This is a genomic window from Halomonas sp. 3D7M (assembly GCF_014897885.1).
Classification (GTDB): domain Bacteria; phylum Pseudomonadota; class Gammaproteobacteria; order Pseudomonadales; family Halomonadaceae; genus Vreelandella.
This window is the reverse complement of the sequence record NZ_JABUZF010000269.1, coordinates 45,600-58,787: the sequence shown is the minus strand read 5'-3', so window position 1 is coordinate 58,787 and position 13,188 is coordinate 45,600. Positions and strand designations below refer to the sequence as shown.

General features: G+C 55.4%; 10 protein-coding genes. 3 read left to right on the top strand and 7 right to left on the bottom strand.

Annotated elements, in window-relative coordinates:
* Window positions 1–21: 21 nt before the first annotated feature.
* The 3 genes from INT22_RS18785 to INT22_RS18775 form a co-directional block, all read right to left on the bottom strand.
* The gene (locus INT22_RS18785; RefSeq protein WP_193061703.1) at window positions 22–1,272 is read right to left on the bottom strand and encodes a sarcosine oxidase subunit beta family protein; all 1,251 of its coding nucleotides are present in this window, start codon (window positions 1,270–1,272) and stop codon (window positions 22–24) included.
* 47 nt (window positions 1,273–1,319) lie between these two features.
* A complete protein-coding gene (glyA, locus tag INT22_RS18780; protein ID WP_193061704.1) occupies window positions 1,320–2,633 on the bottom strand; it encodes a serine hydroxymethyltransferase in 1,314 nt (437 codons plus the stop codon).
* Between the two features lie 305 nt (window positions 2,634–2,938).
* Window positions 2,939–4,045, bottom strand: coding sequence for an FAD-binding oxidoreductase (locus INT22_RS18775; protein WP_193061705.1), 1,107 nt, complete (start codon window positions 4,043–4,045; stop codon window positions 2,939–2,941).
* A 361-nt stretch (window positions 4,046–4,406) separates the two neighbouring features.
* On the opposite strand from INT22_RS18775, the gene INT22_RS18770 reads away from it, so the two are divergent.
* The 3 genes from INT22_RS18770 (at window position 4,407) to INT22_RS18760 (ending at window position 8,681) form a co-directional block, all read left to right on the top strand.
* Window positions 4,407–5,693, top strand: a complete 1,287-nt coding sequence (locus INT22_RS18770; RefSeq protein ID WP_193061706.1) for an aromatic ring-hydroxylating oxygenase subunit alpha — start codon at window positions 4,407–4,409, stop codon at window positions 5,691–5,693.
* Window positions 5,694–5,870: 177 nt separating this feature from the next.
* A complete protein-coding gene (locus INT22_RS18765) occupies window positions 5,871–6,497 on the top strand; it encodes a TetR/AcrR family transcriptional regulator (RefSeq protein WP_193061707.1) in 627 nt (208 codons plus the stop codon).
* Between the two features lie 132 nt (window positions 6,498–6,629).
* Window positions 6,630–8,681 carry an oxidoreductase gene (locus tag INT22_RS18760; RefSeq protein WP_193061708.1) on the top strand — a complete coding sequence of 684 codons (2,052 nt, stop codon included), beginning with the start codon at window positions 6,630–6,632 and terminating at the stop codon, window positions 8,679–8,681.
* 40 nt (window positions 8,682–8,721) lie between these two features.
* On the opposite strand, the gene INT22_RS18755 is transcribed toward INT22_RS18760, so the two are convergent.
* From INT22_RS18755 to INT22_RS18740, 4 genes are all read right to left on the bottom strand, one after another.
* Window positions 8,722–9,573 (bottom strand): ABC transporter permease, encoded by an 852-nt coding sequence (locus INT22_RS18755; protein WP_089039316.1) that lies wholly within the window; start codon window positions 9,571–9,573, stop codon window positions 8,722–8,724.
* A 3-nt stretch (window positions 9,574–9,576) separates the two neighbouring features.
* Window positions 9,577–10,830: an ABC transporter permease gene (locus tag INT22_RS18750; RefSeq protein WP_232471383.1), complete on the bottom strand. Its 1,254-nt coding sequence runs from the start codon at window positions 10,828–10,830 to the stop codon at window positions 9,577–9,579.
* Between the two features lie 91 nt (window positions 10,831–10,921).
* Window positions 10,922–12,025, bottom strand: a complete 1,104-nt coding sequence (locus INT22_RS18745; RefSeq protein ID WP_193061709.1) for an extracellular solute-binding protein — start codon at window positions 12,023–12,025, stop codon at window positions 10,922–10,924.
* 79 nt (window positions 12,026–12,104) lie between these two features.
* On the bottom strand, window positions 12,105–13,188 hold a 1,084-nt coding region (locus tag INT22_RS18740; protein WP_193068750.1), incomplete at its 5' end, for an ABC transporter ATP-binding protein.

Below are 13,188 nucleotides of genomic sequence, written 5' to 3'. Positions count from 1 at the left end.
AATACTCCTCTCGTATGAACCCTAGTGGGCCACGCCGGCGGCGCCGTGCTCATCAATCAGCGCACCGCTATGGAAGCGGAACATGGAGAACGGCTCAGCAATGGGGTGCATCTCACCCTTAGCCAAGCTGGCAGCGAACACGTGACCCGATCCTGGAGTAGCTTTGAAGCCACCCGTGCCCCAACCACAGTTGAAGAACAACCCCTTCACCGGTGTTTTAGAGATAATCGGACAGGCATCCGGACAGGTATCGACAATACCGCCCCACTGACGATTCATACGCACCCTAGAGAAGATCGGGAACATCTCGACGATCGCCTGAAGGGTGTGTTCCACGGTAGGATAGCTACCGCGCTGACCATAGCCGTTATAGCCGTCAATGCCAGCGCCGATGACTAGGTCGCCTTTATCAGACTGACTGATATAGCCATGTACGTGATTAGACATCACCACGGTATCGAGAATCGGTTTGATCGGCTCGGAGACCAGGGCTTGTAGCGGGTGAGATTCCAAAGGCAACTGAAAGCCGCCCATATTGGCCAACACACCAGAATTACCGGCGGTCACACAGCCCACTGTCTTGGCTTCGATATCGCCACGGTTGGTGTGCACACCGTAGATCCTACCGTCACGGATTTTGAAGCCGGTAACTTCGGTCTGCTGGAGGATGTCCACCCCGTGAGCATCAGCACCGCGCGCATAGCCCCAGGCCACAGCATCATGCCGCGCTACCCCAGCACGCGGCTGCCAGGAAGCGCCCATCACTGGATAGCGAGCATTCTTGGAACAATCCATGATTGGCACCAGCGCCTGCACACCCCTGGTGTCCAGCACTTCGCCATCAATGCCGTTTAGGCGATTCGCGTTAACCCGGCGCTGGATATCGCGCATATCTTGCAGGGTATGCCCCAGGTTGAGCACCCCTCGCTGGGAGAACATGACGTTGTAGTTAAGGTCTTGGGAAAGCCCTTCCCACAGCTTCATGGCATGTTCGTAAAGGGCAGCCGATTCGTCCCATAAGTAGTTCGAACGCACGATAGTCGTATTACGGGCGGTATTACCACCGCCCAACCAGCCCTTCTCGATCACCGCGACATTCTTGACACCGAATTCTTTGGCCAAGTAGTAAGCCGTGGCCAAACCGTGGCCACCACCACCGACGATGATCACATCGTACTGCTTTTTAGGCGTGGGATTGCGCCATTGGCGCTCCCAGTTTTCATGGTGGCTCAGCGCGTGCTTGACCAGGCCAAAGCCGGAATAGCGTTGCATAGTGGTCTCCTTAGTTCAGCCGCGCCGGGCCTTGCCGGCAAGCCGATTCAAGCAATAGATTCGACGGCTTCAGCGACAGCTTCAGCATAGACAGGGTGCCGGGCACACACGTCACTCACTTTAGCCAGCACCTCGGCCTCGATGGCAGCGGTATCACTCCCAGCAGCTAATACGTCTAGGATGTCGCAACTCCAGCCAGCTAGTTCGCCACACTCTTGGGCATTGAAGCCACGCGTGGTGACCGCGGGGGTACCAATACGTAGACCCGATGTCACGAAGGGGCTCTGCGGGTCGTTGGGCACCGTGTTCTTATTAACGGTGATATGCGCGCGGCCCAATGCGGCATCCGCATCCTTACCCGTGACGCCCTGCTGGATAAGCGAGACTAAGAAAAGATGATCTTCGGTACCACCCGACACGACATCATAGCCGCGCTCCATGAATACGTTGGCCATGGCTTGGGCGTTGTCAATCACCTGCTGCTGGTAACGCACAAACTCCTGGCTCATGGCTTCCTTGAACGCCACCGCTTTCGCCGCGATAACATGCATCAATGGGCCACCTTGTTGGCCTGGGAAGACCGCACCATTAAGCTTTTTGTAGAGCGCCTCGTCGCCATCCGCAGACAGAATCAGACCACCGCGGGGGCCACGCAGCGTTTTGTGGGTAGTCGTGGTGACGACGTGGGCATGAGGCAGCGGGCTCGGATAAAGGTTAGCTGCCACTAAACCTGCAACGTGGGCCATGTCGACCATTAAGTAAGCACCCACTTCATCAGCGATAGTGCGGAAACGACGCCAATCCACCACGCGAGAGTAGGCAGAGAAACCGGCAATGATCATTTTCGGCTGATGCTCACGGGCCAAACGCTCAACTTCTTCGTAATCGATCTCACCGGTTTCCGGCTTGAGGCCGTACTGAACAGCGTTGTAGTGTTTGCCCGAGAAGTTCGGGGCGGCGCCGTGGGTTAAATGGCCGCCGTGGGCAAGGCTCATACCTAGAATAGTATCGCCAGGTTTGACCAGCGCCATAAACACAGCGGCATTTGCCTGAGCACCGGAATGCGGCTGCACATTGGCATAATTGGCACTAAATAAGTTGCAGGCACGTTCAATGGCTAAGGCCTCAACCTTGTCGACGAATTCACAACCACCGTAGTAGCGACGGCCTGGATAGCCTTCCGCATACTTGTTAGTCAGTTGGGTACCCTGCGCTTCCATGACAAGTTGACTGGTGTAATTTTCGGAGGCGATCAGCTCAATATGCGCTTCTTGGCGTACCGTTTCTTCAGCAATTGCTTCTGCAAGCAAACTGTCGTAACTGGCCAAACGTGCTTTTGGGGAAAAATTACTTTGAAGCATTATCGCCTCCTGATGAGTGACTTTTTTATTAAGTGCTGGACGTTCTCTTTAACGCTGACAAACCAAGCTTTCTATCAACCAGAGTTTCTATCAACCAAGGTTCCTATCAACGTTTTCTTACCGCGATACTATCGTTGGTTTCCTAGCCCAAGATACTTGTTGACGTCACCACTCGATGCATTTGCGACATCGACATCAATTAGCCAGGCTGCGCAGATAGATCGTCATTGATTACCCATAAAAAAGCGCCCTAAACGGCAAAAGCCATAAAGGGCGCTTTACTGAAGTATTAAAAAATGACTGCGTTAAAAATCGACGACGAGGTCCCCTTTAGGACGACTGCAGCAAGATAGAATGTATCCTTCTGCGACATCCTCATCCGTAATGCCCCCGTTATGCTCCATATCTACCTCCCCCGACTTGAGCTCTACACGGCAAGTACCGCATATCCCCATACCACATGCTTTGGGGATATGCAGACCCAACTTCGCCGCGGCTGCATGCACTGTTTCGCCAGGCTGAATGCGCACACTTTTGCCGGTCGATGCGAACTCAATGCAGTGCAAGTCATTGCTATCAACATTTTCAGCATCGACTTCTGCTTGCTCGGCCAGCTCACGCACATCATCACGAACGTCGACAGGCGTGGCGCCAAACGACTCTTCGTGATAATGGCTCATATCAAAGTTATGGTGCTGCAAAATACGCTTGATGGCGTTCATGTAGGGAGTCGGGCCGCAACAAAAGATCTCCCTCTCCATAAAGTCCGGCACCATTAATTCAAACAGCGGCTCGGTGAGATACCCCCGGTAGCCAGCCCATGCCTCACCAATATCCTCTTTACTCTCACAGATAATATGCAGTTTGAATTCGGGGATACGCGAAAACATATGCACCAATTCACGATGATAAATGACATCGCGGGGAGCTCGAGCACTATGTATAAATTCAACATCCACAGCGGCATTAGTATCAAAAAGCCAACGTGTCATGGACATTAAAGGGGTAATGCCAACACCGCCAGAGAGGAACAACACTTTCTCGGCGGGAAAGTCGATCGAGTTAAAGTTACCGACTGGCCCATGCACCACCAGCTCGTCGCCTATTTTTAAATTGGCATGCAGCCAATTGGAAACCTTGCCTCCCGGCACCTGCTTAACAGTGATCGAAAAGCTGTAAGGAATAGAGGGTGAGCTTGAGATTGTATAGGAGCGCATGATCGGCTGATTATCGATCTCAAGCTCAAGGGTCACAAACTGGCCAGGCTTGAAGAAGAACAGTACGGGTTGCTCCGCCATAAAACAGAACGTGCGTACATCTTGGGTTTCTTGGATCACCTTAACGCAACGTACCTGGTGGCGGCCGTTAGTCCAGGTTTGGGTCGTGACCGGGTTAAAGAAATTAGTTGTCATTATCGCCTCTGCCTGACCAGCCTTCATCGCTATGCATTACCGAACCATATTCGCTATAGCCCAGCACCGTTGATGTGCATTTTGGGGACGCTCCTCTTAGCCGACTTACCTGACAACGACGCGCACTTACCTCGTGCCACTCTTTATTGCTTAGAAAGCTCTTCTTTAGTCGCCGTTACGCCACCTGATGTCGCGGGCAGATAACTGGTAGGGGTTAGCCTGCAACACAATCAGACACTGACATCAGGCCCCATTCGAATAAAACGCCAGGTTACGCAACAGAACAACAAGATAAACAATCTTGACTAACGGCCGCCACGCAGCCCTTGAGGGGAAAGCGGAGGTTTACGAGGATACTGGTATGGAAAAAAGTGTTTCTAATATGATGGACGACCCACTCACTGCGGCTCGTGAGTCAACGGCCCATATGCTGCAGGAAAGGGCGCGTACCTTTTCTCTTCCGCAACCGTTTTATAACGATGCCCGACTGTTTGCTCTTGATATGCAAGAGATTTTCGAAAAAGAGTGGTTGTTCGCAGGCATGACATGCGAGATCCCCACCAAGGGTAACTTCATCACCTTGGATATTGGCGACAACCCCATTGTTATTGTGCGCGGTAGTGAAGGCGTTATTCATGCGTTTCACAATGTGTGCCGCCATCGCGGTTCGCGTCTGTGCGTTAAAGATAAGGGCAAGGTAGCAAAACTCGTCTGCCCGTATCATCAGTGGACTTACGAGCTTGATGGCCGATTGCTGTTTGCCGGTAGCGACATGGGCACTGACTTCGACCTCAACCAGTTTGGCCTCAAGCCGGTCAACGTCCAAACAGCTGGCGGCTTCATCTTTATCAACCTGAGCGATGAACCACCTGCCATTGACGATTTTCTGACAACGCTTGAGCACTATCTCGAGCCGTACCAGATGGACAACGTCAAGGTTGCCACCGAATCCAGCATCGTCGAGCAAGCCAACTGGAAACTCGTGATCGAAAACAACCGCGAGTGCTACCACTGTAACGGCGCCCACCCTGAACTGCTTAATTCGTTGCAGGAGTTTGATGATACCGACGACCCCCGCGCAACACCCGCTTATAAAGCGCTGGTGGCACGTAAACAAGCAGATTGGGATGCCGAGCAGGTGCCCTACCAGTTAAAGCGGCTTGGTAAACGCAACCGCCTGACGCGTACGCCACTGCTGGATGGCATTGTCTCCATGACAATGGATGGTAAGCCCGGCAGCAAGAAACTGATGGGACGTTTATCAAGCCCCGATATGGGCTCACTGCGTATCCTTCACCTGCCCAACTCATGGAACCATTTCATGGGCGATCACGCGGTGGTATTTCGCGTATTGCCAATTGGTCCGCAGCAAACCGTGGTAACCACCAAATGGCTGGTTCACAAGGATGCCGTAGAAGGCGTCGACTACGATCCCGAGCAGCTTCGCCGAGTATGGGATGCCACCAACGACCAGGATCGCCAGCTCGCCGAAGAGAACCAGCGCGGCATCAACTCAAAGGCTTATCAGCCTGGGCCTTATTCCGAAACCTATGAGTTCGGTGTTATCGACTTTGTCAATTGGTACGCCGCCCGCATGCTTGAGAATCTAGGCCACGAGGCTCCCGTGTTACAGTTAGCGCAAGGCTGACGTTTGCAGAGTAATTTCCCCATCCATCTGGCCCGCTTATGCGGGCCAGACTTGTTTAGCGGCGTGCATAGAGATTGATTGTCACCTTCACCAGAACTCAGCCGAGAACGCTAACCACGTGTACACATAAAAGACACATGTGTACACTGCATCGCAACACTCCTAAAGGTTAGCCCCATGCCCTCCCCCAATACGTCCGCCACCAAGGGCTCCCAAGACGTCTGGCTTGATGCAGCGTTTGAGACGCTACTGGAATCGGGCATCGATAGCGTCCGCATTCTGCCCCTGGCCAAGCGCCTAAAGCTTTCTCGGACCAGTTTCTACTGGTTCTTTAAGGACCGTGAGTCACTGCTGGAAGCACTGATCGCACGCTGGCGTGAAAAGAACACCCAGGGACTAGTGCATCAGACTGAAGCTTATGCCGAGAATATCGTCGAGGCGATGCTTAATGTCTTCGACTGCTGGTTAGACCCTAACTTATTCGACTCCCCGCTAGAGTTCGCCATGCGCAGTTGGGCACTGCAGTCGGCGCCGGTGGTGAGTGAAATCGAGACTGCCGATGCCACACGTATCGAAGCCCTGACACGCATGTTCCAGCGCTACGGTTATGATTCACTGGCGGCCAACGTTCGTGGCCGCACGATCTACCTAACCCAGATCGGCTATATCTCGATGAAGACGCAGGAGCCGATCAAAGTACGCATGCAGCGCATCCCCGCCTATGTCGCAATATTCACCGGCCAGTCTCCTGACGCAAGGGAGCTGCAACGCTTCCATGCCCGCCATGGGTACATAGAAGAGTAGTCGGCCGATACGATAAGCGACGGGTTTATGTCAGTTACCGCCCCGCCAACGTACACCAATGAACATTAAATTGACAGATATGAACATCGGCACCTAACTTTGTTAAATACACAACAAAATAGAGTGCTACCCATGGCTAACGATCCGCTGTTGCAGCCCTTCCAACTCAAACACCTGACCCTAAAAAACAGGCTTATGATGACAGCTCATGAGCCCGCTTATCCTGAGGATGGGATGCCCAAAGCACTCTACCGTGCCTACCACGTCGAACGGGCCAAGGCAGGTCTTGGCCTGACCATGACGGCAGGATCCGCGGCGGTAGCAAAAGACAGCCCGCCGGTGTTCAACAATATTCTCGCCTATAAGGATGAAGTCGTACCTTGGATGCGTGAGCTGACCGATGCCTGCCACGAGCACGGTACCGCGGTAATGATCCAACTGACTCACTTGGGCCGACGTACCCGCTGGGACAAAGGTGACTGGTTGCCAGCAGTGTCGCCTTCGCATCGCCGCGAGGCATCCCACCGCGCCTTTCCCAAACAGGTCGAGGACTGGGATATCGAACGTTTGATCCGTGACTACGCCGATGCTGCCGAACGCATGCACGCTGCCGGTCTCGATGGCATCGAGCTGCAGGCCTACGGCCACCTGATGGATCAGTTTTGGTCGCCACTGACCAATACCTTAGAGGAACCTTATGGTGGGGATCTCGATAACCGACTGCGTTTCACCTTTGACGTGCTGCGCGCCATTCGCCAGCGAGTTGGTGAGGCGTTCATCGTCGGCGTTCGCTATACCGGCGACGAAATGCTATCGGGTGGACTGACATCCAGTGATGGGCTGGAGATCTCACGACGCTTGAAGAGTAGCGGCCTGATAGACTTCCTCAACGTGGTTCGCGGCCACATCGACACCGACGCGGGGCTCACCGACGTGATTCCCATCCAAGGCATGCCCAGCGCCCCGCACCTGGATTTTGCCGGAGAAATACGTCGTGAGACCGATTTCCCCACTTTTCATGGCGCCAAGATCCAGGATGTCGCCACTGCCCGTTATGCCATCGCCTCCGGCAAGGTCGACATCATCGGCATGACCCGTGCCCACATGGCCGACCCGCACATCGTGCGCAAAATCGTAGAGGGGCGAGAGGAAGAGATCCGCCCCTGCGTTGGCGCCAACTACTGCCTTGACCGCATCTATCAAGGCGGTGCCGCCTACTGCATCCATAACGCGGCCACCGGGCGTGAAACCAGCATGCCCCACACCATTTCCAAAGCGGCACAGCAACGGCGAGTCGTCATTATCGGCGCAGGTCCAGCGGGATTAGAAGCCGCTCGTGTTGCCGGCGAGCGTGGCCATTCGGTGGTGATATTAGAAGCTGCCAGCGATGCTGGAGGGCAGATACGGCTCACGGCGCAGAGTGAGCGACGTCGCGAGATGCTGGGCATCATCGATTGGCGTCTGTCGCGCTGCGAGGCACTCGGTGTCGAGATCCGCTACAACGTCTGGGCCGAAGCCGAGGACGTGCTCGCCGAAAAACCTGATGTGGTGATCGTGGCCACCGGCGGCTACCCCATGGAAGACCAACCCACCGTCGGCCACGACTTAGTGATCAACACCTGGGACATTCTTTCCGGGCACGTGCCGCCGGGCAAGCGGGTATTACTGTTCGACGATGCAGGCGACCATGCCGCCTTGCAGGCGGCAGAGATCATTGCCGCCACGGGAGCAGAGCTTGAGATTATGACGCCGGACCGCACCTTCTCCGCAGAGATCATGGCCATGAACCTGGTGCCCTACATGCGCTCCCTACAGCGCGCCAACGTCATATTCACACCGACTTACCGACTGAAGTCCGTGCAGCGCGACGGCAACCAACTGCTCGCCGAAATCACCAGCGATTATGTTGTTCACGGCCAGCAGGATAAGGGGTATGAGCGGCGCATCGACCAAGTGGTGGTCAACTACGGCATTACACCGATGGCCGAACTCTATTTTGAGCTAAAGCCGCACTCCAGCAACCGCGGCGAGGTGAATTACGATGACCTAATCGTGGGCGCCCCCCAGAGCATAACGCGCAATCCGGATGGCAGCTTCCAACTGTTCCGTATCGGTGATGCCGTCGAGTCCCGCAATACTCACGCGGCCATCTACGACGCGCTTAGGTTGGTCAAAGACCTTTAGTTTTCGCATCAAACCGGCGCGGTAAAAACGCTGCTTGGGCTTAGTCGGGAGAGAGCCCCCGCAGACGCTCACTGCGACGGCGTAGCAGCTCAAGTGTGGTAAGCAGCAGCATCGAGAGCAGCACCAGCAGGGTCGCCACAGCGAGAATCGTTGGGCTGATCTGCTCGCGAATGCCCGACCACATCTGAATCGGCATGGTACGTTGCTCGGGCCCGGCAATGAACAGCACCACCACCACCTCGTCGAAGGACGTAATGAAAGCAAACAACGCTCCTGATACCACCCCTGGTGTTACCAGTGGCAGCACCACCTTAAAGAAGGTCCGTGTCGGGTTAGCGCCGAGGCTATGCGCCGCGCGGATCAGCGTGGTGTCGAAGCTCGATAGCGTAGCGGTTACGGTGATGACCACGAAGGGAATGCCGAGCGCCGTGTGGGCCAGGATCACGCCTACGTAGGTCTGGGCGAGATTGACCTTGGAAAAAAAGAAAAACATCGCCGCCGCTGAGATGATCAACGGCACGATCATCGGCGAGATCAACAGCGCCATGATCGCGCCACGCGCTGGCATATGCCGACTCGACAACCCTAACGCCGCCACCGTCCCTAGCACTGTGGCTAGCAGCGTGGACGCAATACCGATGATAAAGCTGTTCTTGATGGCATTGAGCCACTCACTCGATGTAAAGAAGTCCTGATACCAGCGCAACGAATAACCGGCTGGGTCGAAAGTCAGCATTTCCTTACTGAAGGTGAAGTAGGGCTGCGCGTTGAATGACAGCGGTATGATCACCAATAGCGGCCCGATCAGGAATAGGAACACCAGGCCGCAGATAGCCAGAAAGATGTAATGCCAAATGCGCTCGCCACGGGTGGCGTAGGAAGGAATAGCCATCGTTTACCCCAGCTTGACCTTGTCGACGCCGATCAGACGATTGAATACCAAATAACAGATAATCACCACGAACAGCAGGATGGAGGCAATCGCAGCCGCCAGTCCCCAGTTGAGCGATGTCTGCATATGGTAGGCGATGTAATTAGTGATGAAGCGACCCGACTGCCCACCCACCAACGCCGGTGTGATGTAGTAGCCAATCGACAGTATGAATACCAAGATGCCACCAGCGGCGATGCCTGGGATGGTCAGCGGAAAATAGACTCGACGAAAACTGAGAAACGGCTTGCCGCCCAACGAGCGCGCGGCGCGCATATAGCTGGGTGGAATGGTCTTCATCACCGAGTAAAGCGGTAGAATCATGAAAGGCAGCAGAATATGCGTCATGGCGATGATCGTGCCCATCTTGTTGTGGATCATCTGCCACCTCGCCTCATCGGCGATCACGCCGAGGGCTACCATCACGTCATTGAGCACCCCCTGCGACTGCAGGATGGCAATCCAGGTAGTGGTGCGCACCAGCAGCGAGGTCCAGAACGGTAGCAGTACCAGGATCATCAGCAGATTGGAGTGACGCGTCGGCAGGTTCGCCAGCAGAAAGGCCACCGGAAAACCGAGCGCTAGCGTCAGGCCCGTGATGACAGCGCTCATCCATAGCGTTCGCCAAAACAGGGTGGCGTGGATCTGCATATGTTCCGGCACTTTGGCGATCTCGCCGTCCGCGTTCAACTGACGGTCGACCGCTGCCAGATAATACGAAATGGTGTAGGGCGACGCCTCACGCTGGATCAGCTTCCAGGTATCGAGTTCTCCCCAGGTATCGTTGACCTCGATCAGAGACTCGCGATACGGCGGTTCCAGCCTACCAACACGTCGCGCCGTGCGGCTAATGGTCGAACGCATGCCCGACTTTTCATAGTTCAGCCGGCTGGACAACAACCCCAGGTTGCGTTCCTGCTGTCCGACACGAAGGTCCTCAGCCAAGGCGGCAAAGGCGGCTTCATCGGGTAATGACTCCCCATTCCAGCCTTCCAGCGCTGAAACGGTTCGTGATAGATGGGTAGACACTTCAGGGTTATCGACACTGCGCCACAGCATTTCGAACAAGGGCATCAGAAAGGCGATAAACAGGAATGCCAGTAGCGGCGCAACCAGCAGCAGCGCCTTGATTTTCGAGCGTCGTACGGTGCGACGCAGGCTAACCTTGAGCGGCACGCCATCGGCCGTTGTCAGAGGAGCTGCAAGCGGTTCGGACACGTAGATCTCTCCGTCAGGCAAGAAAAGCGATCAGCAACGATCGGCTATCGGTTATGCCGCCGCCCGATTGTCGACGGACGGCGGCAGCGCCTTACTGGGATAGCCAGGCGTTAAAGCGCTGGGTCAGCTCATCGTTGTAGTCAGCCCAAAACAGGTCATCTTTTTGCAGTGCCGTTGCGAAGTTAGGTTCGTGGGTTGGCATGTGCGGCGTCATATCGATACCGGTTTCGGCATGGGTGGACACCAGCTCAGAGGAAGAAAGACGTGCCGGGCCATAGGAAATGTACTGAGCCTGATCGGCGAGTCGCTGGGTATCGGTGGCGAAATGGAGATAATCCTTCACCTTGTCGAGCTTGCCGGTGGGCACAACCCAGCCATCTAGCTCGAACACCTGCGCATCCCAAATGATCTCGAAGGGTTGGTCTTCAGTGACCATGGCATTGAAGATCCGACCATTGTAGGCGGAGGCAAAGGCGACTTCCTGATCGGCCAACAGCTGAGGCGGCTGGGCACCCTCTTCCCACCAGATGACTTCATCCTTGATGGTATCCAGCTTGTCGAAGGCACGCTGCACGCCTTCTTCGGTCTCAAGCATGGCGTAGACCTCATCACGCTCGACACCATCGGCAATCAAGGCCCATTCCATATTGTTAATTGGCTTGCGCAGCAGAGCCCGCTTGCCGGGGTAGTTCTCCAGGTCGAAGACATCCTCGATGGTGCTGGGCTGAGCGTCCTCTGGGAACATCTCGCTATTGAAGGCGACAATATTGGAATAGACGATGGACGCCACAAAGCAGTCCCCCAAGCCCCCCTCGACGAAGTCCTCACTTGGCGGCGTGCCATCCGGGGCGTCGGCCAGCAGCTCATCGTGGTCGAGGGGCTCGATAAGCCCTTCGTCACAAGCGATCATGGCATCGGCGGGGAGCATGTCGACTAAATCCCAGGTCACGTTGCCAGCCTGAGATTGAGCACGCAGACCGGCCAAAGCGTTACCACTGCGGTCGATATTGACAATCTCGTCACCCGTCTTCTCTATCCACGGCTTATCGTAAGCCTCGTGCTGGCTCATGCTGTAAGCACCGCCCCAAGAAACAATATTCAGCGTCTGCTGAGCATGGGCACTAACCGCCACGGCAAGTGCCGACATCCCCACGGCAGCGATACTTGTCTTAACAACGCGATTGCTGATTTTCATAGAGATTCTCCGTTTGCTGTTGTCATCGCCGCCGGCACCATCAGGTACCGAGAAACGGCGCACTTGACTGCCGTCCGGCTCATGCATCCAACGCGCGGCAATCGGCACTCGACCAACCAACCTGAATTTGCTGGCCGGGGCGCATCACCCCACACCCTTGGGCATTGGGCGTTTTCAAAATAAAGTCCTCGTTACCGCACACCGACACCCGCGTGCGTAGATGGTCGCCAAGGTAGATAACCTCCTGCACCGTAGCAGTGAACTGGTTGTCGAACTGCGCGCCGTCGGTATCATCCGGCAGGATGCTGACCCGCTCGGGTCTCAGTGATAGCGTCGTACGCGAGCCTACGTCGCCCGACGCCACCGCTTTGGCAATCACCATGTCGCCGCTATCCAGGCGCACCTTGCAGTCACTACCGAGGTGCTCGATAACGTCACCCACCAAGCGGTTGTTCTCGCCGATGAAATACGCCACAAAGGCATTTTCCGGTCGTTCGTAGAGTTCGTCCGGAGAGGCCAACTGCTGCACAATGCCATCGTTGAAGACCGCAATCCGGTCAGACATGGTCAGTGCTTCGGTCTGGTCGTGGGTGACGTAAATCATGGTTACCCCAAGACGGGCGTGAATGCGCTTAATCTCGTACTGCATCTCTTCGCGAAGATTCTTGTCCAGCGCGCCCAGCGGTTCGTCCATCAGCACCAGATCAGGCTCAAAGACCAGCGCACGAGCCAATGCCACCCGTTGCTGCTGGCCGCCAGAGAGCTGCGCCGGGCGGCGATCACCAAACTCTTCCAGGCGTACCATGGCCAGTGCCTTAGCCACTTTCTCCTTGATCTCCGCTTTGCTGAGATGGCGCACCTCAAGCGGGAAAGCAAGATTCTCGGCCACCGTCATGTGCGGGAATAACGCATAGTTCTGGAAGACCATGCCAATGCCACGCTTGTGCGGCGGCAAGCCACTAATTGGCTCGTCGTTGAGTAGAATCTCACCATGGGTGGGGGTTTCGAAGCCTGCCATCATCATCAGACAGGTGGTCTTTCCAGAGCCCGAAGGGCCTAGCAGGGTGACGAATTCACCCTTGCGGATATCAAGATTGAAGTCCTTGACGACCAGTTCAACACCGTCATAGCTCTTTTGGACATTGACGAAGCGGGCAAAACTC

Coding starts and splice junctions, on each gene's coding strand:
- INT22_RS18745 (WP_193061709.1), bottom strand. CDS start 12,025: ATGAAAATCAGCAATCGCGTTGTTAAGACAAGTATCGCTGCCGTGGGG.
- INT22_RS18775 (WP_193061705.1), bottom strand. CDS start 4,045: ATGACAACTAATTTCTTTAACCCGGTCACGACCCAAACCTGGACTAAC.
- INT22_RS18755 (WP_089039316.1), bottom strand. CDS start 9,573: ATGGCTATTCCTTCCTACGCCACCCGTGGCGAGCGCATTTGGCATTAC.
- INT22_RS18785 (WP_193061703.1), bottom strand. CDS start 1,272: ATGCAACGCTATTCCGGCTTTGGCCTGGTCAAGCACGCGCTGAGCCAC.
- glyA (WP_193061704.1), bottom strand. CDS start 2,633: ATGCTTCAAAGTAATTTTTCCCCAAAAGCACGTTTGGCCAGTTACGAC.
- INT22_RS18765 (WP_193061707.1), top strand. CDS start 5,871: ATGCCCTCCCCCAATACGTCCGCCACCAAGGGCTCCCAAGACGTCTGG.
- INT22_RS18770 (WP_193061706.1), top strand. CDS start 4,407: ATGGAAAAAAGTGTTTCTAATATGATGGACGACCCACTCACTGCGGCT.
- INT22_RS18760 (WP_193061708.1), top strand. CDS start 6,630: ATGGCTAACGATCCGCTGTTGCAGCCCTTCCAACTCAAACACCTGACC.